This window comes from Mycolicibacterium insubricum (genome assembly GCF_010731615.1).
GTDB classification, from domain to species: Bacteria; Actinomycetota; Actinomycetes; order Mycobacteriales; family Mycobacteriaceae; genus Mycobacterium; species Mycobacterium insubricum.
This window is the reverse complement of the sequence record NZ_AP022618.1, coordinates 1,991,132-2,016,891: the sequence shown is the minus strand read 5'-3', so window position 1 is coordinate 2,016,891 and position 25,760 is coordinate 1,991,132. Positions and strand designations below refer to the sequence as shown.

General features: G+C 71.1%; 23 protein-coding genes. 5 read left to right on the top strand and 18 right to left on the bottom strand.

Features of this window, described 5'->3' with window-relative positions; translation table 11 throughout:
- Positions 1-83 precede the first annotated feature (83 nt).
- Entirely contained in the window at positions 84-2,165 is a 2,082-nt protein-coding gene (gene ligA, locus G6N16_RS09635) for an NAD-dependent DNA ligase LigA (protein WP_083029534.1), read from the bottom strand.
- Positions 2,166-2,217: 52 nt separating this feature from the next.
- On the opposite strand from ligA, the gene G6N16_RS09630 reads away from it, so the two are divergent.
- Positions 2,218-2,625, top strand: coding sequence for an MmcQ/YjbR family DNA-binding protein (locus G6N16_RS09630; RefSeq protein ID WP_083029533.1), 408 nt, complete (start codon positions 2,218-2,220; stop codon positions 2,623-2,625).
- A gap of 6 nt (positions 2,626-2,631) precedes the next feature.
- Here the strand turns inward: G6N16_RS09630 and G6N16_RS09625 are convergent, their stop codons facing one another.
- From G6N16_RS09625 to G6N16_RS09585, 9 genes are all read right to left on the bottom strand, one after another.
- Positions 2,632-3,642, bottom strand: coding sequence for a methionine synthase (locus tag G6N16_RS09625; protein WP_083029532.1), 1,011 nt, complete (start codon positions 3,640-3,642; stop codon positions 2,632-2,634).
- Positions 3,643-3,675: 33 nt separating this feature from the next.
- Positions 3,676-4,749 (bottom strand): tRNA 2-thiouridine(34) synthase MnmA, encoded by a 1,074-nt coding sequence (gene mnmA / locus G6N16_RS09620; RefSeq protein WP_083029531.1) that lies wholly within the window; start codon positions 4,747-4,749, stop codon positions 3,676-3,678.
- Positions 4,749-5,945, bottom strand: coding sequence for a cysteine desulfurase family protein (locus G6N16_RS09615; protein ID WP_083029530.1), 1,197 nt, complete (start codon positions 5,943-5,945; stop codon positions 4,749-4,751). The genes mnmA and G6N16_RS09615 overlap by 1 nt, the downstream gene beginning before the upstream one ends.
- A 49-nt stretch (positions 5,946-5,994) precedes the next feature.
- On the bottom strand, positions 5,995-6,867 hold the full coding sequence (locus G6N16_RS09610; RefSeq protein ID WP_110810738.1) for a lysophospholipid acyltransferase family protein: 873 nt from the start codon (positions 6,865-6,867) through the stop codon (positions 5,995-5,997).
- The gene (locus G6N16_RS09605) at positions 6,864-7,691 is read right to left on the bottom strand and encodes a GNAT family N-acetyltransferase (protein ID WP_083029562.1); all 828 of its coding nucleotides are present in this window, start codon (positions 7,689-7,691) and stop codon (positions 6,864-6,866) included. The genes G6N16_RS09610 and G6N16_RS09605 overlap by 4 nt, the downstream gene beginning before the upstream one ends.
- A 105-nt stretch (positions 7,692-7,796) precedes the next feature.
- Entirely contained in the window at positions 7,797-9,248 is a 1,452-nt protein-coding gene (locus tag G6N16_RS09600) for an aldehyde dehydrogenase (protein WP_083029529.1), read from the bottom strand.
- Positions 9,245-11,056, bottom strand: coding sequence for a flavin-containing monooxygenase (locus tag G6N16_RS09595; protein ID WP_083029528.1), 1,812 nt, complete (start codon positions 11,054-11,056; stop codon positions 9,245-9,247). The genes G6N16_RS09600 and G6N16_RS09595 overlap by 4 nt, the downstream gene beginning before the upstream one ends.
- Before the next feature lie 106 nt (positions 11,057-11,162).
- Positions 11,163-12,119 (bottom strand): electron transfer flavoprotein subunit alpha/FixB family protein, encoded by a 957-nt coding sequence (locus G6N16_RS09590; RefSeq protein WP_083029527.1) that lies wholly within the window; start codon positions 12,117-12,119, stop codon positions 11,163-11,165.
- Between the two features lie 29 nt (positions 12,120-12,148).
- Positions 12,149-12,937 (bottom strand): electron transfer flavoprotein subunit beta/FixA family protein, encoded by a 789-nt coding sequence (locus G6N16_RS09585; RefSeq protein ID WP_083029526.1) that lies wholly within the window; start codon positions 12,935-12,937, stop codon positions 12,149-12,151.
- A gap of 216 nt (positions 12,938-13,153) precedes the next feature.
- Between G6N16_RS09585 and G6N16_RS09580 the strand changes: the two genes are divergently transcribed.
- Genes G6N16_RS09580 through G6N16_RS09570 form a run of 3 tightly spaced genes read left to right on the top strand, consistent with a single transcriptional unit; the run spans position 13,154 to position 16,799 of the window.
- The gene (locus G6N16_RS09580; RefSeq protein WP_083029525.1) at positions 13,154-13,966 is read left to right on the top strand and encodes a class I SAM-dependent methyltransferase; all 813 of its coding nucleotides are present in this window, start codon (positions 13,154-13,156) and stop codon (positions 13,964-13,966) included.
- Positions 13,967-14,016: 50 nt separating this feature from the next.
- On the top strand, positions 14,017-15,573 hold the full coding sequence (locus tag G6N16_RS09575) for a 1,4-alpha-glucan branching protein domain-containing protein (protein ID WP_083029561.1): 1,557 nt from the start codon (positions 14,017-14,019) through the stop codon (positions 15,571-15,573).
- The gene (locus G6N16_RS09570; protein WP_083029524.1) at positions 15,570-16,799 is read left to right on the top strand and encodes a glycosyltransferase family 4 protein; all 1,230 of its coding nucleotides are present in this window, start codon (positions 15,570-15,572) and stop codon (positions 16,797-16,799) included. The genes G6N16_RS09575 and G6N16_RS09570 overlap by 4 nt, the downstream gene beginning before the upstream one ends.
- Here G6N16_RS09570 and G6N16_RS09565 read toward each other — a convergent pair.
- Complete coding sequence (locus G6N16_RS09565) at positions 16,790-17,533, bottom strand: acyltransferase (protein WP_083029523.1); 744 nt, start codon at positions 17,531-17,533, stop codon at positions 16,790-16,792. The two genes, G6N16_RS09570 and G6N16_RS09565, sit on opposite strands and share 10 nt — an antisense overlap.
- 102 nt (positions 17,534-17,635) lie before the next feature.
- On the opposite strand from G6N16_RS09565, the gene G6N16_RS09560 reads away from it, so the two are divergent.
- Positions 17,636-18,916, top strand: coding sequence for a BamB-related PQQ repeat family beta-propellar protein (locus G6N16_RS09560; protein WP_083029522.1), 1,281 nt, complete (start codon positions 17,636-17,638; stop codon positions 18,914-18,916).
- Between the two features lie 15 nt (positions 18,917-18,931).
- Here G6N16_RS09560 and G6N16_RS09555 read toward each other — a convergent pair whose 3' ends face one another.
- From G6N16_RS09555 to serB, 7 genes are all read right to left on the bottom strand, one after another.
- Positions 18,932-19,624, bottom strand: a complete 693-nt coding sequence (locus G6N16_RS09555) for an esterase (protein ID WP_083029521.1) — start codon at positions 19,622-19,624, stop codon at positions 18,932-18,934.
- A 10-nt stretch (positions 19,625-19,634) separates the two neighbouring features.
- Positions 19,635-20,840, bottom strand: a complete 1,206-nt coding sequence (locus tag G6N16_RS09550; RefSeq protein WP_083029520.1) for a THUMP-like domain-containing protein — start codon at positions 20,838-20,840, stop codon at positions 19,635-19,637.
- Positions 20,837-21,823, bottom strand: a complete 987-nt coding sequence (locus tag G6N16_RS09545) for a class I SAM-dependent methyltransferase (RefSeq protein ID WP_083029519.1) — start codon at positions 21,821-21,823, stop codon at positions 20,837-20,839. The genes G6N16_RS09550 and G6N16_RS09545 overlap by 4 nt, the downstream gene beginning before the upstream one ends.
- Positions 21,824-21,881: 58 nt before the next feature.
- The gene (locus G6N16_RS09540; protein WP_083029518.1) at positions 21,882-22,631 is read right to left on the bottom strand and encodes an enoyl-CoA hydratase; all 750 of its coding nucleotides are present in this window, start codon (positions 22,629-22,631) and stop codon (positions 21,882-21,884) included.
- Positions 22,628-23,434, bottom strand: a complete 807-nt coding sequence (locus G6N16_RS09535; RefSeq protein ID WP_083029517.1) for an NUDIX hydrolase — start codon at positions 23,432-23,434, stop codon at positions 22,628-22,630. Before G6N16_RS09535 ends, G6N16_RS09540 begins: the two co-directional genes overlap by 4 nt.
- Before the next feature lie 37 nt (positions 23,435-23,471).
- Positions 23,472-24,341: an ABC transporter ATP-binding protein gene (locus G6N16_RS09530; protein WP_083029516.1), complete on the bottom strand. Its 870-nt coding sequence runs from the start codon at positions 24,339-24,341 to the stop codon at positions 23,472-23,474.
- A gap of 155 nt (positions 24,342-24,496) precedes the next feature.
- Positions 24,497-25,732, bottom strand: coding sequence for a phosphoserine phosphatase SerB (gene serB, locus G6N16_RS22115; RefSeq protein ID WP_083029515.1), 1,236 nt, complete (start codon positions 25,730-25,732; stop codon positions 24,497-24,499).
- Positions 25,733-25,760 lie beyond the last annotated feature (28 nt).

Sequence of the window (25,760 nt, the reverse complement as noted above, 5' to 3'; positions counted from 1 at the left end):
AGCGCGCCACGTGCGGTCTGCAGCAAGTTTAAAGGCACCGCACCGGCCCCGATCACACCAAATGGGTCTAGCCGGACTCCGGCTCAGGCCGGCGGCCCGTCCTCCAGCAGCCGGACGAAGCCGTCCTCGTCGAGGATCGGCACCCCCAGCTCGACGGCCTTGTCGTATTTGGAGCCCGGTGCGTCACCGGCGACCAGGTACGCGGTCTTCTTCGACACCGACCCCGCCGCCTTGCCGCCGCGCGCCAGGATCGCCTCTTTTGCCTGGTCCCGGGAGAATCCGGTCAGCGAGCCGGTCACCACGACGGACAGGCCCTCCAGAGTTCGTTCGATTGACGTGTCGCGCTCGTCGGCCATCCGGACCCCGGCCGCCCGCCATTTGTCCACGATCGCCCGGTGCCAGTCCACGGTGAACCAGTCGATGACCGCGGCGGCGATGGTCGGGCCGACGCCCTCGACGTCGGCCAGCTGCTGCTGGCTCGCCGCTTCGATCGAATCCAGGGTGCCGAAGTGACCGGCCAGCGCGCGGGCCGCCGTCGGCCCCACGTGCCGGATGGACAGGGCCACCAGCACCCGCCACAGCGGCTGCTTTCTGGCCGTGCCCAGATTCGCCAGCAGCCGGGCACCGTTGGCCGACAGCTCACCCTTGTTGGTGACGAAGAAGTCGGCCCGCATCAGGTCCTCGGCGGTGAGGTCGAACAGGTCCCCCTCGTCGGTGATGACCCCGGCGGCCAGCAGCGCGGTGGCCGCCTCATAACCCAGCCCTTCGATATCGAAGGCACCGCGTCCGGCCAGGTGGAAGACGCGTTCGCGCAGTTGCGCCGGGCAGCTGCGGGCGTTCGGGCAACGGACGTCGACGTCGCCCTCCTTGGCCGGGGCCAGCGGGCTGCCGCACTCGGGGCAGTGGGTGGGCATGACGAACTCGCGCTGCGTGCCGTCGCGCAGTTCGGTGACCGGACCGAGCACCTCGGGGATGACGTCACCGGCCTTGCGGATGACGACGGTGTCACCGATCAGTACGCCTTTGCGTTTGACCTCCGAGCCGTTGTGCAGGGTGGCCAGCGACACCGTCGACCCCGCGACCCGAACCGGTTCCATATGGGCGAACGGGGTGACGCGCCCGGTCCGCCCGACGTTGACCCGGATGTCGAGCAGTTTGGTCTGGGCCTCCTCCGGCGGATATTTGTAGGCGATCGCCCACCGCGGAGCCCGCGACGTGGCCCCGAGGCGGCGCTGCAGCGCCATCTCATCGACCTTGACCACCACGCCGTCGATCTCGTGGTCGACGTCGTGGCGGTGTTCCCCCCAGTAGCGGATTCGCTCCTCGACGGCGGCCAGGCCCCGGACCCGGGTGGTGTGCTCGGAAACCGGCAGCCCCCAGGCCGCCATGGCGAGGTAGGCGTCGTGCAGGGTGGGCGGGTTGAATCCCTCGGCGTGCCCGAGCCCGTGGCAGATCATCCGCAGCGGCCGCCGCGCTGTGACGGCCGGGTTCTTCTGCCGCAGCGAGCCGGCCGCGCTGTTGCGGGGGTTGGCGAACGGGGTCCTGCCGTCGGCGATCAGTCCGGCGTTGAGCTCGGCGAAATCCTCCACCCGGAAGAACACCTCGCCGCGCACCTCCAGCACGGCCGGCAGCGGATAGTCGGCGGTGCCGGTGAGTTGGGCGGGGATACCGGAGATGGTGCGCGCGTTGAGTGTCACATCCTCACCAGTGCGCCCGTCGCCGCGGGTGGCCGCCCGGTCGAGCCGGCCGTCGCGGTAGATCAGGTCCAGTGCGACGCCGTCGATCTTGAGCTCGCAGAGGAAATGCTCGTCCGAGCCGATCTCGGCGTCCACCCGGCTGGTCCAGGCCGCCAGTTCCTCGACGTTGAACACGTTGTCGAGGCTGAGCATCCGCTCCAGGTGGGCGGCCGGGGTGAAATCGGTCTGGAATCCGGCGCCGCCGACGAGCTGCGTCGGCGAATCGGGGGTGCGCAGTTCGGGGTGGGCGTCCTCCAGCTCCTGCAGCCGGCGCAGCAGCGTGTCGAACTCGGCGTCGCTGATGATCGGTGCGTCGCGGACGTAGTAGCGGAACTGGTGATCGCGCACCTCCTCGGACAGCTCCTGCCACCGGTGGCGTAGGCCGGAATCCGCAGAATCGGCTTCCAGATCGGGATCGGTTCCGCTCACCCGGCAAGGCTAACCTCTCGCCGGCCCGGCTCCCCGGCCATACCCTGGTGCCATGCCGCACCCGATCATGTTCTCCGACGACGATCCGGGCCTGGCCGAGGTGCGCCGCATCGCCCTGGGCCTGCCCGAGGCTTTCGAGAAGATCGCCCACGGCCGGCCGTCGTTCTGCGTGCCGAAGATGTTCGCCATCTACGGCGGCAACATCCGCAACCCGGGAACCTCCATGACCCCGGTCCCGCACAGCGTGCTGTTCAAGGTCGACGAGTCCGAGCGCACGGCGCTGGAGCAGGACCGCAGGTTCTTCTTCCCGGCCTATGTCGGCCCGTTCGGCTGGCTCGGCCTGGATTTCGACGCCGCGCCGGTGGACTGGACCGAGGTCGGCGAGCTCATCGACGCGTCCTACCGGCTGACCGCCGCCAAACGCCTGATCAAACAGCTCGACGCCGCGACCGGCGACTGACCGGCCTCACGCCGAGTCGGGGTCGGTGGCGATCCCGTCGGCGACCCGCTGGCACAGCTCGATCGCGGTGCGCGCCCAGGCCTCGGTGGCGCCGGCCAGGCCGCACGCCGGGGTGATGCCGATCCGCTCGGCGAGCACCGAGCGGGCGAAGCCCAGCCGGTCGGTGACCTCGGCCGCCGCGGCGGCCACCTGCTCGGCGTGTGGACGGTGAGCCGGCGCGGTCGCCGGGACCACCCCGAGCAGCACCGTGCGACCGCCGTCGACGAACGTGCCGAGCCCGTCGAGGTCGGCGGCGTCGAGCGTCGTCACATCCACCGATGCGGCGTCGATTCGGCTGCGCTGCAAGACTTCCCACGGGATATCGGTCGCGCAGCAGTGCACCGCGATCGGAGTGCCGATGGCCGCGGCGCAGGTGTCGAGAAGCTCCACCGCGACCGGCGCGTCGATCGGGTGCACGGCCGAGAGCGCGGTGACGCCGGCCAGCCGACCGGCCAGCGCCATCGGCAGCGACGGTTCGTCGAGCTGAACGACGACCGTCGTCTCCAGCCGCCGGGCCAGCTCGGCCACCCGGCCGGCGACCCCCTCGGCCAGCGAGTCGGTCAGGTCACGCACCGCCGAGCGATCGGTGATCGCCCGGTGCCCGCCACCGAGTTCCAGCTCCGCGGCCAGGGTGATCGGACCGGGGGCGGCGATCTTGACCGGGCGTCCGCTGCCGCGCAGGCCGGCCTTCTCCCAGGCCTCCTCCAGGGCGTCGAGATCCTCGCGCAGCAGCGCCCCCGCGCGGCGGGTGACCGCACCGGGACGGGCCGCCAGCCGGTATCCGCGCGGGGTGGTGTCGATGAAGATGTCCACCAGCAGTGCACCCGCCCGGCCGATCAGGTCCGCACCCACCCCGCGGGCGGGCAGTTCCGGCAGCGGCGTCAGGGAATGCAACTCCCCCACGACAACCTCGGCGGCGTGGCGCGCGGAGGTGCCCGGCCAGGACCCGATGGCGGTGGCGGTCGCGAAGATGCTCACCGGGCAACCGTAGGCGACGTTCGCCGGGCCGGGTCAGCCGGTGGCGCCGATGGTGGCGCTGGCCAGCACCTCGTCACCGTCGGGATCCGGACGGTAGAACACCATGGTCTGACCCGGCGCCACCCCGCGCAGCGGCCGGCGCAGCCGGGCCCGCAGCGCCCCGTCGACAATCTCGACGACGCAGTCGGTGATGCCGCCGTGCGCGCGCACCTGGATCTGGCCCTCGACCGGGCCGGCCAGCGGGTTACCGGAGGTGAAAACCGGATCGTGGCCGGTCAGCTCGACGACCTCGAGGTCCTGCGCGGTTCCGACCCGCACGGTGCCGGTGGCGGCGTCGATACCGGTGACGTAGCGCGGGTTGCCGTCGGGGCCGGGGCCGGCAATGCCCAGACCTTTGCGCTGGCCGATGGTGAAGCCGTGGACGCCGTCGTGCTCGGCGAGGACGGTGCCCGTCGCGTCGACGACCGCGCCCGGGCGCACCCCGATCCGCTCGCCCAGGAACGCGCGGGTATCCCCCGACGGGATGAAGCAGATGTCGTGGCTGTCAGGCTTGTCCGCGGTGAGCAGGCCGCGGGCGGCGGCCTCGGCGCGGATCACGGATTTGGGGCTGTCGCCGATCGGGAACAGTGACCGGCGCAGCTGCTCGGCGGTCAGCACCGCCAGCACATAGGACTGGTCCTTGTCGGCGTCGACGGCGCGGCGCAGCCGGCCCTCGCCGAGCCGGGCGTAGTGGCCGGTGGCCAGGGCGTCGAAGCCGAGTGCCACCGCCCGGGCGGCCAGCGCGGAGAACTTGATCCGCTCGTTGCACCGTACGCACGGGTTGGGGGTCTCGCCGCGGGCGTAGGCGTCGACGAAGTCGTCGATCACCTCGGCCTTGAACCGGTCGGCGAAATCCCAGACGTAGAAAGGGATCCCGAGGACGTCGCCGACGCGGCGGGCGTCATTGGCGTCCTCCTTCGAGCAGCAGCCGCGGGATCCGCTGCGCAGGGTGCCCGGTGCGGTGGACAATGCCAGGTGCACGCCGACAACGTCGTGGCCGGCATCGACCAGCCGGGCCGCTGCCACCGAGGAATCCACCCCGCCACTCATGGCGACCAGAACACGCATCACAGCCAACCTCCCGCACCGGCCAGCGCGGCGTGCCGGGCGCGCTCCACCACGGGTGGCAGCGCCGTGAGCGCGGCGTCGACGTCGGCGTCGGTGCTGGTGTGCCCCAGGGTCAGTCGCAGCGAACCGCGGGCGGTCTCCGGGTCGGCGCCCATGGCCAGCAGCACGTGCGACGGCCGGGCCACCCCGGCGGTGCACGCCGATCCGGTGGAGCATTCGATTCCGTTGGCGTCCAACAGCATCAGCAAGGAGTCGCCTTCGCAGCCGCGGAAGGTGAAGTGCGCGTTGCCCGGTAGCCGGGCCGTGCCGGCGGCGCCGTTGAGCACCACGTCGTCGATGCTCGACAGCACACCGTCGATCAGCCGGTCGCGCAGCCCGCCGATGCGCCCGCGGTACGCGTCCAGGCCATCGACGGCGATCTGCGCGGCCACCGCCATCGCCACCGCCGACGCCACATCGGGGGTGCCCGAACGCACGTCGCGCTCCTGGCCGCCGCCGTGCGTCAGTGGCACACAGGCGATGTCGCGGCGCAGCAGCAGCGCGCCGATGCCGATCGGCCCGCCGAACTTGTGTGCGCTCAGGCTGACCGCCGCCAATCGGACGGCGGCGAAGTCCACCGGTAGCGCGCCGATCGCCTGCACCGCGTCACTGTGCATCGGCACACCGAATTCTGCTGCCACCGCGGCCAGTTCGGCCACCGGTAAAACGGTTCCGACTTCGTTGTTGGCCCACATCGCGGTGACCAGGGCGACGTCGTCGTGCTCGGTCAGTACCGTGCGCAGCGCGTCCGGATGCACCGAGCCGTCGGCCCCGGTGGGCAGCACGGTGATCACGGCGCCCTCGTGAGCAGCCAACCATTCCACCGCGTCGGCGACGGCGTGGTGTTCGACGGCCGTGCACACGATGCGCCGGCGCCGCGGGTCGGCTGCGCGGCGGGCCCAGAAGATGCCCTTGACGGCGAGATTGTCACTCTCGGTACCGCCGGCGGTGAAGATGACTTCCGACGGGCGGGCCCCGAGGGCGGCGGCGAGTTGCTCGCGGGCCTCCTCCAGCCGGCGCCGGGCCGACCGGCCCGCCCCGTGCAGCGCCGAGGCGTTGCCGACGGTGCCCAGCACCGCCGTCATCGCCTCGATGGCTTGCGGATGCATCGGGGTGGTGGCGGCGTGGTCCAGATAGACCGGACGGGCGGGCGTCATAGCGGTTCCCAGGATACCGGCAGGCGCCCGGCCGGCCGGACCTCGCCGGTCAGGCCGCCAGCGCGGCGTGCCGGGCGGTGACCGTGATGCAGTTGATGCCGGTGGTATTTGTGGTGCTTGTGGTGCCGGTGACCTCGGCCTGGGCTCGCGCCGCCAGGGCGCGACGGCCCACATCGGGCAGCAGCAACTCGCCGACGTGCAGGTGCGCGACGGTGAACCGGGCGGTCATCAGCCGCTTGATCGAGGCGCCCAAGGTGTCCTCGCCGATGTAGGCCGCCGCAGTGGACACCCGGCCGTCGCGATGGCGGTAGGTCACCCGCAGCGGCTGGACCGGGCGACGGGCGTCCACGGCCGCCTGGAACAGCGCCGGGGCGAACCGGCCGTGCGCCAGGCCGCACCAGGTGGTGCCTTCGGGGAAGGCCACCACGGTCTTGCCCGCCCGCAGCCGGTGCGCAACGGTGGCGACCACGGTGGGTAGTTCCCGCAGGCTGCCGCGCTCGATCGGGATGACCCGCAGCATCCGGGCCAGCTGGCCCAGGCCGGGCCAGCCGACCATCTCGGCCTTGGCGACGAAGGTGCCGGGCAGCACCGCGCCGACGGCGAAGATGTCCGCCCAGGAGGTGTGGTTGCCGACCACCAGCACCCCGCGCAGGTTGCGGATCACCCCGCCGGTGACGGTGACCCGCACCCCGAGTGCCCGCAGCACCAGCCGGCAGTAGGCGCGCTGGACGTGCGGCCGGCCGGGGCCGAGCAGGCCGGCCAGCGGCAGTAGCGGCAGTCCCGGCGCCAGGATCAGCAGCGCGGCGGTTCGCAGGGTGATCCGCCAGGCCCGGGCGGCTCGGTTGCCGGAGGGGTCGGTGCCGGCGTGCAGGCACCCGGTGTCACACGGTGCCTGGGGCACCCAGGGGTTCGCGGCGTTCACCGGGCATCCGCCGCGGCCGCGCCCGCCGAACGCAGCCGCTTGAGGTAGCGAACGTCGGCGTGGCGTTTGTCCAGCAGCGCCGGGAAGTCGCCGACACCGAAGTCCGGGTCGTGGGCGGGATCCCCACACACCTTGGCGCCCAACCTCAGGTATCCGCGCATCAGCGGCGGCACGGTGACCCGGGCGGGCGCCTCGATCTCGTCGAGCGCCTTGCCGTCGATGACGACCGGCCGGTACGGGTGCATGGTGTATTCGCTGGCGTGCCGGCGTTTCACGAAGTCACGCACGCCGCGGATCCGGGTGGCCGGCGGTTCGCCGTCGTCTCCGGCGATGGGCACCGAGACGCAGCCGGTGACGAAGTCGTAGCCGCTGCGGTCCAGGTAGGCCAGGATTCCGCCCCACATCAGCAGTACGACGGCACCGTTGCGGTGGTCGTCGCGCACCACGGCGCGGCCCATCTCGACCATCGAGGGGCGCAGTACATCGAGCTCGGTGACGTCGAATTCCGTTGCGGTGTAGAGGCCGCCGGCGGCGATGGCGCCCGGCGGGGGCAGCATGCGGTAGCAGCCGACGAATTCACCGGAGTTGTCCTCGCGGACCAGCAGGTGATCGCAGTATTCGTCGAACCGGTCGGCGTCCCTTCCGGATTCGAAACCGGGACTGTCGCTGTCGAGGGTGTATCCGGGTTCGCAGGTGAACACCCGGTGACGCAGACGCTGTGCGGCCTCGATGTGCTCGGGGTCCGACGACAACAGCAAGGTGTAGCGCGGGATCGAGATGGCGGTGGTGGATTCGGGGGCGATGAGTACAGATGCAGTGCTCATGGCCGTCACGGTGACGCAGCTGATCGGCCCGGCGGCATCGGCTGCGTGACGCGTTCGTGTCGGGCTGTCGAACATCGCGGACCGCGGGTGTGACCCACGCCGCGGTCAGCCGGTGCCGGTGGCGATCACCTTCGTCTGCAGGTACTCCTCGAAACCGACCAGGCCCATCTCCCGACCGACACCGGATTGCTTGTAGCCGCCGAACGGGACGTCGGCGCTGTACCAGACGCCACCGTTGACGTTGATGGTGCCGGTGCGCAGCCGCGACGCCACCCGGTCGACCCGGTCCGGGTCGGCGCCGGCCACCGCGCCGGACAGTCCGTAGGGCGAATCGTTGGCGATGCGCACCGCGTCGGCGTCGCCGTCGTGGGCCAGCACTACCAACACCGGCCCGAAGATCTCCTCGCGGGCCACCCGGGCATCGTTGGTCAGCCCGCCGATCACCGTCGGCTCGATGTAGAAGCCGCTGCTCCGGTCCGCCGGCCGCCCGCCGCCGCAGCCGAACCGGCCGCCCTCGGCCAGTGCCAGCCGCAGGTAGCCCTGGACCCGGTCGCGCTGTCGGGCAGAGATCAGCGGGCCGCAGACCGTGGCCGGGTCGGTCGGGTCGCCGAAACCGATACCCGCCATGGCCGCCGACGCCGCGGCCACCGCCTCGTCGTAGCGGTCCCGGGGCACCAGCAGCCGGGTGGTGAACGCGCAGCCCTGGCCGGCGTGCATGGCGACCCCGGCGGCCGCCGCGGCGCACGCCGCACCCAGGTCGGCGTCGTCGAGCACGATGTAGGCCGACTTGCCGCCCAGTTCCAGGAACACCCGTTTGACGGTCGCCGACGCCGCCGCCATCACCGCCCGGCCGGTGGCCGTGGATCCGGTGAAAGACACCAGGTCGACGCGCGGGTCGGCGGTCAGCTGCGCGCCGATACCGTGATCGGCGGCGGTGATGATGTTGACGGTGCCGGGCGGGAAGTCGGTGCGCTCGGCGATGATCCGGCCGAGTTCGGCGGCGCACCAGGGCGTGTCGGGGGCGGCCTTGAGCACGACGGTGTTGCCGGCGGCCAGCGCGGGGCCGAGTTTGGCCAGGTTCAGCTGGTGCGGGAAGTTCCACGGTGTCACCGCGCCGACCACCCCGGTCGCCTCCCGCACCTGGGTGCGCCGCGTCGGTCTGCCGAACGGCGCGGCTTCGCCGAGATCGCTTTTCCACGAGTAGTTTTCGGCGAGGTCGGCGACGTAGGCCAGGCTGTCCACCGGCATCTGCAGCTGGCCGCCGTAGGTCAGCGATACCGGGGCGCCGACCTCGGCGACGGTGATCGCCCGCAGGTGCTCGATCTCGTCGGTCAGTGCGGTGTGCAGCTGTCGCAGGCATCCCACGCGCAGCGCCGTGTCGCGTGGCCAGTCGGTGTCGTCGAAGGCCCGCCGGGCCGCGGCGATCGCCCGGTCCAGGTCGCCGGCGTCGGCGTCGGCGGCGGTGCCCAGGATTTCCTCGGTGGCCGGGTTGACGGTGCCGAATTCCCCGGCCGATCCGGCGACCAGCTCGCCGTCGATCAGCAGGGGTGTGTTCACAGGCGTCCCCGGACGGTGACGGTCAGGCCGTCGAGGTTCTCCGCCTCCCGCCAGGCCTCCAGGATGTCGGCGTATTCGGTTGGGCCGCCGAAGAAGTAGCTGTCCTGGTTCAGCCGGGCGCTGACCTGGCCCTCCCGGTTGTAGTAGCCGGGCGTGCAGGATTCCCGGCGGCCGGCGATGACGACCGAGCGGTCTAGCACGGTGTTGACCCAGGCCGTCTCGGCCTCGGCGGTCGCCTCGATCTCGTCGACGCCGTGGTGCAGCGCCCAGGCGATCACCCACGCGGTGTGCCGGGCCTGGGTGCCGATCAGGTACGGGAAGTTCACCGTGAACCCGGATTGCGCGATGCTGGCGATGAAGCAGTTCGGGAAGCCGTTGACGTGCAGCCCGTGCAGGGTGCGCACACCGTCGGCCCACTTCTCGCTCAGCGTCACCCCGTCGCGGCCGATGACCTCGAAACCGGTGCGGCGGCGGTAGTCGGTGCCGACCTCGAATCCGGTGGCGAATATCAGGCAGTCCAGCGGGTATTCGGTGGCGGTGCCGTCGTCGTCGCGGACCAGGACGCCCGCCGGGGTGATCTGCTGCACGCCCGCGCCGCGGGTGTCCACCAGGGTGACGTTGTCGCGGTTGAAGGTCTGCAGGTACTCGTCGTGGAAACACGGTCGCTTGCAGTAGTAGCCGTACCAGGGTTTGAGTCCCTCGGCCGTGGCCGGGTCGTCGACCAGCGCGTCGACCCGGGCCCGGATCTGCTCCATCTTGGCGAAATCGGCGAGTTCGGCCGCCGACGCCCGGGGATCGGTGCCCGCCTTCGCGATCGGCATCGCCTTGGCCAGGCTGGTCCAAGCGTCGGCGACCAGGTCCTCGTCGGCCTCGCCGCCGGCGGTGAGCAGCTGGAAGTTCTCGATCCGCCGCTGCTGCCAGCCCGGTTGCAGGCTCGCGGCCCAGGCCGGGTCGGTGGGGGCGTTGGCCCGCACGTCGACGGTGGACGGGGTGCGCTGGAAGACGAACAGTTCGCCGGTCGCCGGCGCGATCTTCGGTACGCACTGGATGGCGGTGGCCCCGGTGCCGACGATGCCGACCCGTTTGTCGGCCAGGTGTTCCAGATCGGCGCCGGTGTAGGTGTAATCCCACCGGCTGGTGTGGAAGGCGTGTCCGGCGAATTCCGAGATACCGACGATGCCGGGAAGTTTGGGCTTCTGCAGATAGCCGTTGGCCATGGAGACGAACCGGGCCCGAATCGCGTCACCGTGGTCGGTGGTGATCAGCCAGCGGGAATCGTCGGGGACCCAACGGATTTCGGTGACCTCGGTCTGCAGGCAGGCGTTGCGGTAGAGGTCGTAGTGCCGGGCGATGGCCTGGCAGTGGGCGAGGATCTCGGCGCCCTTGACGTATTTCTCGGTCGGCAGGTAGCCGAGTTCCTCCAGCAGCGGCAGGTACACGTAGGACTCGACGTCGCAGGCGATTCCGGGGTAGCGGTTCCAGTACCAGGTGCCGCCCACGTCGGCGGCCTTGTCGATCAGCCGCAGGTTCCGCACGCCCAGTTCGCGCAGCCGGGCGCCGGTGAGCAACCCGCCGAAACCCGCGCCGATGATGGCGACGTCGACCTCGTCGGTCAGCGGATCCCGGGTGAAACCGGGATCGGCCCACGGGTCGTCGCCGAATCCCGCGAACCGCCCGGCGATCTCGACGTACTGGCCCAGGCCGTCGGAGCGCAGCCGCCGGGCGCGTTCGGCCGAGTACCGCTGCCGCAGGGCATCGGGGTCGAACGGGCCGCCGTCACCGAGCGGTACCGCGGGGTCGTGCTCCATCGATGAATACTGGAACACGTTTCAATTTCTGGCAAGGGGCGCCGAAAACGGGAACGGCCCCCGACACGCGCGTGGCGTGCGGGGGCCGTTGCCCGAATCGGGAGACTCAGCCCTTACGAGCCTTGACCGCCTCGGTCAGCTGCGGGGCGACGTTGAACAGGTCGCCCACGATGCCGTAGTCGGCGATCTCGAAGATCGGCGCCTCTTCGTCCTTGTTGACCGCAACGATGGTCTTGGACGTCTGCATACCGGCCCGGTGCTGGATCGCGCCGGAGATGCCCAGGGCGATGTACAGCTGCGGGGACACGGTCTTACCGGTCTGGCCGATCTGGAACTGGCCCGGGTAGTAGCCGGAGTCGACGGCGGCACGCGAGGCACCGACGGCGGCACCGAACGCGTCGGCGAGCTCCTCGACGACCGAGAACTTCTCGGCCGAGCCCACACCGCGGCCACCGGCCACGACGATCGAGGCCTCGGTCAGCTCCGGACGGTCACCGGCGACGACGGGCTCGCGGGCGGTGATCCGGGTGGCGTTCTCGGCGGCGGCGGGCACCTCGACGGTGACCAGCTCGCCGGCGCCGGCGGCGTCGGCGGCCTCCACGCCACCGGGGCGCACGGTGATCACCGGGGTGTCACCGTTGACCTGAGCCTCGACGGTGAAGGCGCCACCGAAGATGCTGTGGATGCCCTTGCCACCCTCCTTGACCTCGATCACGTCGACCAGCAGGCCCGACCCGATGCGGGCGGCCAGCCGGCCGGCGATCTCCTTGCCGTCGGCGTTGGCGGCGATCAGCACACCGGCCGGAGCGGCGGTCTCGACCAGGGAAGCCAGCACGTCCACGTACGGGGTGACCAGGACGCTGTCCACGTCGGCCGACTCGGCGACGTAGATCTTGGCGGCGCCGGCGGCCTTGAGGCCATCGACCAGCGCGTCGGCGGTGCCGGGGGCACCGACGACGACGGCGGACGGCTCACCGAGGGCACGGGCGGCGGTGATGAGCTCATTGGTGACCTTCTTGAGGGCACCATCGGCGTGCTCGACGAGCACAAGTACTTCTGCCATGGGTTTCTCTGCCTTCGTTTCCAGTTGTCTTAGATGAGCTTCTGCGCGACCAGGTACTGGGCGATCTTGGTGCCGCCGTCGCCCTCGTCGGCGATCTTCTCACCGGCGGTCTTGGCCGGCTTCGGGGTCGACGACAGCACGGTGGAACCGGCGTTGGCGACACCGACCTCGTCGGCCTCCACGCCGATGTCGGCCAGAGTCAGCTCGGTGACTTCCTTCTTCTTGGCGGCCATGATGCCCTTGAAGGACGGGAAGCGCGGCTCGTTGATCTTCTCGTTGACGCTCACGATGGCCGGCAGGGTCGCCTCCAGGGTGAACACGCCCTCGTCGGTCTCCCGCTCGGCGGTGACCTTGTCGCCGTCAACGGTGAGCTTGCGGATGTGAGTCAGCTGCGGCAGGCCCAGGTACTCGGCGATGATCGCCGGCACCGCGCCGCCGACACCGTCGGTGGACTCGTTGCCCGCGATGACCAGCTCGGTGCCCTCGATGGCGCCCAGCGCGCGGGCCAGGGCCCAACCGGTCTGGATGATGTCGGAGCCGTGCAGGCCGTCGTCCTTGATGTGGACGGCCTTGTCGGCACCCATCGACAGCGCCTTGCGGATCGCCTCGCTGGCCCGCTCGGGACCGGCGGTCAGCACGGTGACGGTGCCGTCGCCCTGCTTCTCCTTGATCAGCAGCGCCTCTTCGACGGCGCGCTCGTTGATCTCGTCCAGGACGGCGTCGGCGGCCTCACGGTCCAGCGTGAAGTCGCCGTCCGAGAGCTTGCGCTCCGACCAGGTGTCCGGGACCTGTTTGATCAGGACCACGATGTTCGTCATGCTCGGTGTTCGTCCTCCTCGACGGGTCTTCGACAACCGCGTGTGGCGGCCGCGAAGAACAGTTTCTTCGGCCAGGGTTCGCACCACCGGGCATTGTTACTCGTTGGTAACTTAGGGTGGTCCGCCCGTCCACCATAGCGGGTCTGACTGCGGCTTTTCACCGCCCGTACCCCTGCAGCGTTCTGTCGCGCACCGCCGCGGGTTAGCCTGCCATTAATGAGTGCATTCGTTACCCACGGTCCGGACGGCACCGAGGGCGCCCAAGAGAGTCCGCAAACCCCGGCGGGGCTACCGCTGACGGGTGAGCGAACCGTGCCCGGCCTGGACGTCGAGAACTACTGGTTTCGCCGCCACGAAGTCGCCTACCTGCAGCTTTTGCACCACTGCGTGGACCGCGACGTGCTGGAGGCCGGGTTCGGCGAGGGCTACGGCGCCGATCTGCTGGCCGGCGTGGCCCGCGGCGTCACCGGCGTCGACTACGACGAGAGCGCCGTCGCGCACGCCCGCGCCCGCTACCCGAGGGTCACCGTGCTCGCCGGCAACCTGGCCGCGCTGCCGCTGCCCGACGATTCCGTCGACGTTGTGGTGAACTTTCAGGTGATCGAGCACCTGTGGGATCAATCACAGTTCGTGGCCGAATGCGCGCGCGTCCTGCGCCCCGGCGGCCGGCTGCTGATGTCCACCCCGAACCGGATCACCTTCACCCCCGACAGTGACACCCCGGTCAACCCGTTCCACACCCGCGAACTCAACGCCGCCGAGCTGACCGAACTGCTCACCGACGGCGGTTTCACCGTCGAATCGATGAACGGGGTCTTTCACGGTCCTCGGCTGCGCGAGCTCGACGCCAAGTACGGCGGCTCGATCATCGAGGCGCAGATCGCCCGCGCCCTGGCCGACGCCCCGTGGCCGGCCGACCTGCTCGCCGATATCGCCGCCCTCGGCGCCGACGACTTCGAGTTGCTCGACGCCCGCGACGCCGACATCGACGCCAGCCTCGACCTGGTCGCGATCGCGGTCGCCCCGTGACCACGCACCAGCCGGCTGCTCCGGTGACCTCGACCGACGCCGTGCCCGGGATGTTCACCCTGGTGCTGCACACCCACCTGCCCTGGCTCGCCCACCACGGCCGCTGGCCGGTCGGCGAGGAGTGGCTCTACCAGTCCTGGTCGGCGTGCTACCTCCCGCTGGTTCGGGTGCTGCGCGCCCTCACCGCCGAGAACCGCCAAGGGCTGCTGACCCTGGGCATCACCCCGGTGGTCGCCGCCCAGCTCGACGACCCGTACTGCCTCGACGGGATGAACCACTGGCTGGCCAACTGGCAGCTGCGCGCCGCCGAAGCCGCCGTCACCCGGACCGGCGACGCCGCGGCCGGCACCGCAGGCACCCCGGAGGCCGTCCGGGCGTTCGGCGCCCGCGAGTACCGCGAGGCGCAGACCGAGCTCGACGAGTTCGCCTCGCTGTGGCGCCACGGCGGCAGCCCGGTGCTGCGCGAACTCATCGATGCCGGCACCATCGAGCTGCTCGGCGGGCCGCTGGCACACCCGTTCCAGCCGCTGCTGGCCCCGCGGCTGCGCGAATTCGCCCTGCGCGAGGGCCTGGCTGACGCGGGCACCCGGTTCGGCACCACCCCCACCGGGATCTGGGCGCCCGAATGCGCGTACGCGCCCGGAATGGAGTACGGCTACGCGGCCGCCGGGGTCGGCCACTTCATGGTCGACGGCCCGTCATTGCACGGCGACACCGCCGCCGGCCGGCCGGTCGGAGACACCGACGTCGTCGCATTCGGCCGTGACCTGGCGGTCTCCTATCGCGTCTGGTCCCCCAAGTCCGGCTATCCAGGCCACGCCGCCTACCGCGACTTCCACACCTACCACCACGGCACCGGCCTGAAGATGGCCCGGGTGACCGGGCGCAATGTGCCGTCGGACGCCAAGGCGCCCTATGACCCGGCGCGCGCGGACGCCGCCGTCGACACCCACGTCGCCGATTTCGTCGACGTGGTCCGCCGCCGCCTGCAGTCCGAATCCGAGCGCATCGGCCGCCCCGCGCACGTGGTGGCCGCCTTCGACACCGAACTGTTCGGGCACTGGTGGTACGAGGGCCCGACCTGGCTGGAGCGGGTGCTGCGCGCCCTGCCCGCCGCGGGCATCCGCGTCGGCACCCTGGCCGACGCCCGCGCCGGCGGGTTCGTCGGCACCCCCGTCGAGCTGCCGGCCGGCTCCTGGGGATCCGGCAAGGACTGGCAGGTGTGGAACGGCGAACAGGTCGACGACCTGGTGACGCTGAACGCCGAGGTGGTCGACACCGCGCTGACCGCCGTCGACAAGGCCGCCGAGCTCGCCCGCGCGGGCGTCCCGCTGGGCGCGCCCATCCCCCGCGACCTCGTCGCCGACCAGATCCTGCGCGAGACGCTGCTGACGGTGTCCAGCGACTGGCCGTTCATGGTCAGCAAGGATTCGGCCGCCGACTACGCGCGCTACCGCGCGCACCTGCATGCGCACGCCACCCGGGAGATCGCCGGAGCGCTGGCGTCGGGCCGCACCGACAACGCCGAGCGGCTGGCCGCCGGCTGGAACCGCGCCGACGGGTTGTTCGGCGCCCTGGACGCCCGCAGGCTGCCCGCACCGCTATGAGAATCCTGCTGATCTCGTGGGAGTACCCGCCGGTGGTGATCGGCGGGCTGGGCCGCCACGTCCACCACCTGGCCACCGAGCTGGCCGCCGCCGGCCACGACGTGGTGGTGCTGTCGCGCCGCGCCTCGGGCACCGATCCGCGGACCCACCCCACCTCCGACGAGGTGCACGAGGGCGTGCGGATCATCGCCGCCGCCCAGGACCCGCACGAGTTCGAATTCGGCTCCGACATGATGGCCTGGGTGCTGGCGATGGGTCACTCGATGATCCGGGCCGGCCTGGCGCTGGGCGACTGGCGACCCGACGTCGTGCACGCGCACGACTGGCTGGTCGCCCACCCCGCCGTCGCGCTGGCCGAATTCTTCGATGCACCACTGGTTTCCACCATCCACGCGACCGAGGCGGGACGTCATTCCGGCTGGGTGTCCGGGCGGGTCAGCCGTCAGGTGCACGCCCAGGAGTCGTGGCTGGTCAACGATTCGGATTCGCTGATCACCTGCTCGGCGTCCATGCGCGAGGAGATCACCCGGCTGTTCGGGCCCGGCCTGTCGGAGATCAACGTGATCCCGAACGGGATCTGCACCACCGGTTGGCCGTTCGCCGAACGCCGGTCGCACGACGGGCCCGTCGAGCTGCTCTACTTCGGCCGGCTGGAATACGAGAAGGGCGTACACGACCTGATCGCGGCGCTGCCCCGGATCCGTCGCACCCACCCCGGAACCACGCTGACCATCGCCGGCGACGGCACCCAGGAAGGCTTCCTGATCGCCCAGGCCCGCAAGCACAAGGTGTTCAAGGCGACGAAGTTCGTCGGCCGGGTGGATCACCGGCAACTACTGGAGCTGCTGCACCGCGCCGACGTGGCGGTGCTGCCGAGCCACTACGAACCGTTCGGCATCGTGGCGCTGGAGGCCGCTGCCACCGGCATCCCGCTGGCCACCTCCCACGTCGGCGGCCTCGGCGAGGCGGTCATCGACGGGCAGACCGGTGTGGTCTTTCCCCCGCGTGACGTCGGCGCGCTGGCCGACGGCGTGCGCCGGGTGCTCGACGATCCGGCCGCCGCGCAGCGACGCGCCGTCGCCGCCCGGGAGCGGCTGACCTCGGACTTCGCCTGGCACACGGTGGCCGAACACACCGCCGAGGTATACCTGTCGGCCAAGCGCGGGGAACGCAACCCGCAGCCGCGGCGGATGATCGTCGAGCGTCCCCTGCCGGACTACGGCTGATTCAGCTTCTTCTTGCGCTCGATGTCGGCCAGCGCCTCGGCCAGCTCGGCGCGCTGGGCGGCCGTCGCATCCCAGGCGACCTTGCGGTTCTTGACCACCTTGGCCGGGGCGCCGACGGCGATGGAGTAGTCGGGGATGTCGCCCTTGACCACCGCGTGGGCGCCGAGCACGCAACCACGCCCGATCCGGGTGTTGCGCAGGATGGTCACCTTCGCCGCGATCCAGGTGTCCGGGCCGATGCGTACCGGGCCCTTGATGATGCCCTGGTCCTTGATCGGCAGCTCGATGCTGTCCATCTTGTGGTCGAAGTCGCAGACGTAGCACCAGTCGGCCATCAGCGCCGAGTCGCCGAACTCGATGTCCAGGTAGGTGTTGATGACGTTGTCGCGACCCAGCACCACCTTGTCGCCGATGCGCAGCGATCCCTCGTGGCAGCGGATGGTGTTCTTGTCTCCGATGTGCACCCAGCGGCCGATCTCCATCTGGGCCAGCTCCGGGGTGCACTGGATCTCCACGCCCTTGCCCAGAAAGACCATGCCGCGGGTGATGATGTGCGGATTTGCCAGCTTGAACTTCAGCAGCCGCCAGTACCGGACCAGGTACCAGGGCGTGTAGGCCTTGTTGGCCAGCACCCAGCGCAGCGAGTCCAGCGTCAGGAAGTTCGCCTGGCGCGGATCGGTCAACCGCGAACCCCGCCAGCGCTTGTGGATCGGGGCGCCCCACATCGTCGTCATGGGCGCAAAGCCTATCCGCGGCCCACCGGCGCCCACCGGTTACCCTCGTTGCACCGACGGCTACCCGGCCCGAGCCTCACCCGAGCTAAGGGGACGACACTGGTGTTTCGGCGACTCGCCGCGCTGACCTCGGCGCTGACCGTGCTGGCCACCGCCGGCTGCGGCAACACCGACTACTGGGTCGACGCCGCCCCGGCGCTGGGCTGGTCGGCCCAGTACGGCGATGCCGCCAACAGCAGCTACACCGCGTCCGGGGGCGCCCGCGACCTGACCGCGGCCTGGACCCGCTCGGTCAAGGGGGAACTCGGCGCGGCCGTCTCGCTGGGCTCGGGCAGCTACCTGGCGCTCAACGCCCAGACCGAGAACGGCTGCTCGCTGATGGTCTGGGAGAACGACAACAACGGCCGGCAGCGCTGGTGCACCCGGCTGGTGCAGGGCGGCGGATTCGCCGGCCAGCTGTTCGACGGTTTCGACAACGTCTACGTCGGCCAGCCCGGCGCCATCGTGGCATTCCCGCCGACCCAGTGGATCCGCTGGCGCCAGCCGGTGATCGGGATGCCGCAGACCCCGCGGCTGCTCGGCGGCGGCTCCCTGCTGGTGGTCACACACCTGGGCCAGATGGTGGTGTTCGACGCGCACAACGGCAACTTCCAGGGGGTGTCCACCGATCTGGTCAGCGGCGTGGACCCGGCCGACCCGCAGCGCGGGCTGACCGACTGCGCCGCGGCCCGGCCGCACTGCCCGGTCGCCGCCGCCCCCGCGTTCTCGCCGCAGTCGAACGTCATCGTGGTGGGTGTGTGGCAGCCCGGGGCCAAGGACGCCACCCTCGTCGGGCTGCGCTACCACGCCGGGTCGAACAACCCGATCAGCCGGGAATGGACCTCCGACGCGGTCACCAGTGGGGTGCTGGCCGCACCGGTGCTCTCCGCCGACGGCAACACCGTCTACGTCAACGGCCGCGACAAGCAGCTGTGGGCGCTCAATGCCGCCGACGGGACGGTGAAATGGTCGGCCCCGCTGAAGTTCCTCGCCCAGACCCCGCCGACGGTGGCCCCGGACGGCACGATCATCGCCGGCGGCGGGCCCGGGACGGCGCTCACGGCGCTGACCGACAAGGGTGATCACGCCGAGGCCGCCTGGCGACGCACCGACGTCGTCCCGCTGACCAGCACCAGCCGCGCCGGCAAGGACACCGCCTACACCGTGGTCGCCGACGGCGACGGGATGGCGCTGCTGGTCTTCGACCCGCACGACGGGTCGACGATCAACAGTTACCCGCTGCCGGATGCCACCGGCTTCCCGGTCGGGGTGTCACTGGGCCACGACCGCTCGGTGGTGACCGCCACCAGCGACGGGCAGGTGTACGGCTTCCGGGCGAGCTGACCCCGTCAAGCAGGCTCAGGCCAGCATGGAGTCGACGGCGCTGCGCGGGATGGTGACGGAGAAGTTGCCGGCCACCTCCGGCAGCACGGCCCCGCGGTCGAAGAAGAACAGCAGCGAATCGTTGGTGATCGCGAAGTTCTGGTAGGTGTTCGGGTCCATCCCGGTGTCGGTGGGGATGGCGGTACCGGCGCCGAACTGCCGCGCGACGTCGGCCTGCACCAGCGGCAGGATCACCGGCCACGGGTTGGTGCCCTCGGCGAACAGGGTGTCGATGGTGATCGCCTTGCGGTAGCCCTGGTCCCAGTTGAACGCCTTGTAGAAGGTGGTCGGGTGCGCGCCGCCGACCCACTCGAAGGTTTCCAGCACCACGCTCTGGGTGCCGCGCGGCGGGATCGCCGAGTTGTACTCGGTGGCCTTGCTCTCCAGCGTGTACGGCGCGGTCCGCGAATCCGAGCCCTTGGCCAGGTTCAGGAACCCGTCCCGGGTCTGCTTGACGTACTCCAGCACCGGCTTCTGGTTCGGGTACAGCGCCGGGAAAGCCATGTTGACGGTGTAGCCGTCGCCGCTGTCGGTGACCTGGCAGGTGTTGGCGACCTGCACGCCGCCGATGTCGGAGCACTTCGGCGGTGCCGCGGTGGCGGTGGCCATTCCGGTCCCGGTGACCAGGGCGAACAGGGCGGTGGCCACAACTGTGTTTTTGGTGCGCATTGGCGAAACTTTACCGGCGCGGCGCTGCGGTCACCGATCCGGTGGGCTCCGAGACCCGGCATAGGAACGCCGTCGCCCGGGCGTTCGGGCCGGCCCCGATCCGGGTGAGGACGACGGTGTGCGGCCGGGCGCCCCGGGGCCGCAGCCGGCGGCGCAGCGCGTCGGGATCGACGTCGAGGCCCCGAACCAGGATCTCCAGCGGGCCGCAGTCCACGGCGGCCAGCGCCTGGCGCAGCCGTCCTTCGGTGTAAGGCAGTTCCTCGAGCACCTCGAAGCCGCGGACCCCGGCCGGCACCTCGTTCCCGGACAGGTAGGCGATGTTCGGGTCGAGCTGCCACAGACCGTGGCGGGCCGCGTAATGGCGCACCAGCCCGGCTCGGACGACCGCGCCGTCGGGGTCGATGATCCACCGGCCCGCCGGTGCGACCGCGGTGTCGTCGGGGTCGGCGTCGGTCAGCGTCTCGCCGCGGTCCAGCACGGTGGCCCGGCGCCCGACCCCGGTCGCAGTGCCAGGCTCGCACAGCCCCGGTGACCACAGGCAGGCTTCGCGGACCGACCCGTTCCACGAGGTGATCTCCACCTCCCCGGTGAAGCCGAGACCCGCCAGGGCCGCGAAGTCGATGCCGGGGGCGCATTTGACGACGAGATCGCGCCCGGCATAGACGTCCAGCACGGCGTCCAGCGGCGGCAGGTAGTCCGCCGGGTCGAATCGGCGCCGGCCGCCACTGCGGCGGGCCGGATCGATGACGACGACGGTGTTGCGGCTGATCGGCGCCAGCGCATCCGCGCGGCACAGCAGCGCGGCGTCGCCGAGGTTGTGCCGGGCCATCGCCAGACGGACGTCGTCGAGGTCGCTGCCGATCAGCGGGCCGGCGACGCCGGCCAGCGCGGCCAGTTCGGTGCCGATCGAACACGTCGCGTCGTGCACCGCGCGCCCGGCCAGCCGCTCGGCGCGGTGCGCGGCGACCGGCGCGGCGGTGGCCTGCTGCAGTGCCTCGTCGGTGAACAACCAGTGTTCGGCGCCGGGCAGCTTCGCGGCGGCCTTACGGCGCAGCAGCGTGGTTTCCACCAGGACCGGGGTGCGGGCGCCGAACCGGGTCCGCAGCGCCGCGATCTCGGCGATCCGATCGGTCAGCGACGCCTCGGCGACGACGGCCAGCGCCGCGGTGCCCTCGGGCGAGGCCAGGTAGGCGACGTCGGCGACGGTGAAGTTCAGGAGGGGTCGGCCTCCGGTTTAACACCGGTCACCATCACGTTGTAGAACCAGCCCTTGGGCACCACCCGGCGCCACACGTTGGCGTCGACCCAGCTCAGCGAGGTCCAGCTGCCGAAGGCGAACCGCGCCCAGCCCCAGCCCAGCTTGCCCGGGGGCACGGCGGACTCGAAGGTGCGCACCGGCCAGCCCAGCATCGCGGCGGTGAACTCCTCGCTGGCGGTCTCGACCTGCACGGCGCCGGCGGCCCGCGCCATCCGCTCCAGGTCGGCCGGGTCGAAGGTGTGCAGGTCGACGACGGCTTCCAGCGCCGCGGCGCGCGAGGACTCGTCGAGCTCGGCTTGGGGCCGCCGCCAGCCGGCCAGTGCCGGCACCTTGGTGACGTTGGTGGTGATCCGCCAGGTCAGGGTGGACAGCTCGCGGGCGTACCGGTTGCCGACGGTGGTCGGCTCACCGGCGAAGACGAACCGCCCGCCCGGCTTGAGCACCCGGACCACCTCGCGCAGCGACAGTTCGACGTCGGGGATGTGGTGCAGCACGGCGTGCCCGACCACCAGGTCGAAGGTGTTGTCGTCGTACGGGATGCCCTCGGCGTCGGCGACCCGGCCGTCGATGTCCAGGCCCAGGCCCTGGCCGTTGCGGGTGGCGACCTTGACCATGCCCGGGGACAGGTCGGTGACCGATCCGCGCCGTGCGACCCCGGCCTGGATCAGGTTGAGCAGGAAAAAGCCGGTGCCGCAGCCCAGCTCCAGGGCCCGGTCATACGGCAGTTCGCGCTGCACCTCGTCGGGGACGATGGCGTCGAACCGGCCGCGGGCGTAGTCGACGCAGCGCTGGTCGTAGGAGATCGACCACTTGTCGTCGTAGCTCTCGGCTTCCCAGTCGTGGTAGAGCACCTGGGCCAGCTTGCTGTCTTTGAGGGCGGCCTTGACCTGTTCCGCGGTGGCGTGCGGATTGGGGGCGGGTGACTCATGCGTACTGGTCATGTGAACTGCCTAAACGTCGTTGTGCGGCCGCCGGGCGGCGGCGGAGATGCGAATGGATTTAGCCCAGCCTAAACGACGCGGCGTCATCGCCGGATCGCCGCTGGACCTCACCGAGTAGCTCAACGTACGCCGAGACGGACTCCCCCGGCCCGCAGCGGCCATCGATGGCCGCCTTGGCGACGGCCACCGCGGCCGAGGGCACCTCGGCGAACCGGCGCGCCCAGGCCAGTGCCGCGTCGTACACGCCGTCGGGGGCCACCAGTTCGTCGACCAGACCCAGTTCGAGGGTCTCCTCGGCCCCGACGAACCGCCCGCTGAACACCAGCTCCTTGGCCCGGCTGCGCCCGATGAGCCCGGCCAGGCGCACCAGCTCGGGCTCCCCGGGCACCAGGCCGGCCAGGATCTCGGTCGCCCCGACTTTCACGTTGTCCCCGGCCACCCGGGCGTCGGCGGCCAACGCCAGCGACAGCCCGGCGCCCAGCGCGTAGCCGGTGACCGCGGCCACCGTCGGTTTGCCGATCGACGCGACCGCATCGATGGCCTGTTCGCGGATCTGGGCGGCGATCGCCGCGCCGGGGCCGTCCAGGGTCAGCAGCTCGGGCATATCGTCACCGGCGCAGAAGATTTCGTGGCCGCCGAACAGGATGACTGCGTGAATGTCGTCGCGGGCGTCGACCTCGGCCGCGGCGGCGGTCAGCTCGCGGCACAGTTGGCGGGTCAGCGCATTGGTCGGGGGTCGCGACAACAGCAGCACCCCGACACCCGGGGCGTCGCCGTGCGTGTGGACACTGACGAATTCCCGCGTCACGGTGCCCGCCCCGCACGCGCGGCGTTGTACCGGTCACTGTCGAAGAACTCGATCTCCCAGTTGCCGCCGGCCTCGGTCAGGGTGGGCTGCACCGCGGTGATCCGCCGCTCGACCGCCAGCACCTGCTCCACGGTCCGCCCGGCCAGCGAATCGAGCTGCGTCCACGTCGGCGGCAGCAGGAAGTTGCGCTGCGCCGAGAAGTCCGCCAGCGCCGCCTGCGGGGTGCTCCAGCCGGCCAGATCCGATTCGGTGTTGTCCCCGTCGGCCCGCTGCCCGGCGGGCAGGGCGCCGACGAAGAAGTAGGTGTCGTAGCGGCGGGTGCGCTCCTCCTCGGGGGTCACCCAGTTGGCCCACGGCCGCAGCAGGTCGGCGCGCAGAATCAGCCCCTCACCGCGCAGGAAATCTCCGAAGCTCAAGGTGCCGGCGGTCAGCTCGGCCCGCTGCGCGGCGTACACGCCGGCGTCGTCGACCAGCAGGTCCGAATCGTCGGCCGGTCCGGCGAACAACACGCCGGACTCCTCGAACGTCTCCCGCGCCGCCGCGCAGACCAGGGCGCGGGCCAGTTCGTCGTCGATACCGAAGCGCTCGGCCCACCACGACGGCGCCGGGCCGTGCCAGTCGATATCGGCGCCGCGGTCACGGTCGTCGACACCACCGCCCGGGAACACGATGACCCCACCGGCGAACTCCATCGCCCGGTGCCGCCGCATCAGGAACACCTCGATATCCCGCGCGAGGCCGGCGGGCGTGTCCCGCACCAGCATCACGGTGGCCGCCGGGCGGACCGGCAGGGGTTGTGTCATCGGTGCATTCCTCCTCGGGACCGATGCTCCACCGTACTCACACCCGCCGGCGGTGCGCGGCACGGCTGCGGACCCGGCGCGCGAAGTAGCGGCCGTCGATGACATCGAGCCCGATGGACTGCCCGAACGCGCTCGACAGGTTCTCCGAGGTCAGTACCTCGTCGAGGAAGCCGCTCGCCACCACCTGCCCCTCCGCCAGCAGCAACGCGTGGGTGAACCCGGGCGGGATCTCCTCGACGTGGTGGGTGACCAGCACCATCGCCGGCGCATCGGGGTCGGCGGCCAGGTCGGCCAGGCGGGCCACCAGTTCCTCGCGGCCACCGAGGTCGAGGCCGGCGGCGGGCTCGTCGAGCAGCAGCAGCTCCGGGTCGGCCATCAGCGCCCGGGCGATCAACACCCGCTTGCGCTCGCCCTCCGAGAGGGTGCCGTACCGGCGCTCGGCCAGGTGCTCGGCGCCCACACTTTCCAGCATGTCCACGGCGCGGTGGTAGTCGAGCTCGTCGTAAGACTCCCGCCACCGGCCCAGCACCGCGTAACCGGCCGAGACCACCAGGTCGCGGACCTGCTCGTCGTCGGGAACCCGTTGGGCCAGAGCGGAACTCGACAAACCGACGCGGTAGCGCAGTTCCGCGGTGTCGGTGCGGCCGAGCCGTTCACCGATCACGTAGGCAACTCCGGCGGACGGGTGCTCCATCGCGGCGGCGATCCGCAGCAGCGACGTCTTGCCGGCACCGTTGGGTCCCAGCACCACCCAGCGCTCGTCGAGCTCGACCTGCCAGCTCACCGGGCCGACGAGGTCCCGCCCGCCCCGGCGCAGCGTGATGTTGCGGAAATCGATCAGCAGATCGGGGTCCGTGGGCGCATCGTCGGCGGGGGCTGCGAGACCGGATTCGGGCACGAGCCTCATGGTAGTTGGCACCGATTGCGCCCGGACCGCCGCTCACCGTGGGGTGCGGTCACGCAGAGTTCTCGCCTGCGACCACCCGGATATCGGCCTGGTCGCGCTCGCACTGTGCCAGGTACCCGTTCGCCGCCGCACTCCATCGATGCCACCGCAACCCGCTAGACCGGCGGCAGCTCCACTCTGTTGGGTTCCAGACCGTCTTTTGCGTCGGCGGCCTCGATCTCCGCCCGGGTGACCCCGAGCAGGAACAGCACACTGTCCAGGTACGGGTGGCTCAACGACGCGTCGGCGACCTCGCGCAGCGCGGGTTTGGCGTTGAACGCCACCCCCAGGCCGGCCGCCGAGAGCATGTCGATGTCGTTGGCGCCGTCGCCGACGGCAACCGTCTGCTCCATCGGCACCCCCGCCTCGGCGGCGAAGTTCCGCAGCGCCCTGGCCTTTCCGGGGCGGTCGACGATCTCCCCCACCACCCGGCCGGTCAGTGTGCCGTCGGCCACTTCCAACACATTGGCGGCGACGAAGTCCAGGTTCAGCTCGTGCGCCAGCGGGTCGATGATCTCCCGGAACCCGCCGGACACGACGCCGCAGTGGTAGCCCAGCCGGCGCAGCGTACGGATGGTGGTGCGGGCACCGGGGGTCAACTGGATCTCGTCGGCGACCTCGTCGAGCACCTCGACCGGCAGCCCGGCCAGGGTGGACACCCGCTCTCGCAGCGACTCGGCGAAGTCGAGCTCACCGCGCATCGCCGCCTCGGTGATCGCCGCGACCTTCTCCTCGGCCCCGGCGCGCGCGGCCAGCATCTCGATGACCTCACCCTGAATCAGGGTGGAGTCGACGTCGAACACCACCAGGCGCTTGGCGCGGCGCGACAGCCCGTAGTCCTCGACCGCGATGTCGACACCCTGGGCCACCGAAACCCGGGCCAGCATGCTGCGCAGCGCCCCGGCGGTGTCCGCCGGCACCGATACCCGCAGCTCCAGGCCGGTGACCGGATAGTCGGAAACACCGCGAATGGTGTCGATGTTGACCCCGAGCGCGGCCACTTCCTGGGCCACCACACCGAAAGCGGTGGCGGTGATCGGCCTGCCGAGCACCACGATGGAGTGGGTCGACGGCTCGCGGATCACCGGGATGCCGTCGCTGCGCTCCACGGTGACGTTGAGGCCGACGCCGTGCACGGCCGCCTCGACGTCGTTGCGGAACGGCGACCCGGCGCCCGTCGGGCCGGGGTCGGCGACCAGCACACCCAGGGTCAACTGACCGTTGATGACGACCTGTTCGACGTTGAGCAGCTCGGCGTCATGCCGGGACAGCACGCCGAACAGCGCCGACGTCACACCGGGACGGTCCACGCCGGTGACGGTGATCAGCACCGAGGTGTCCGGTGCCGTCATCGTCGACCGCCGTGGACCGTGGGGTCCG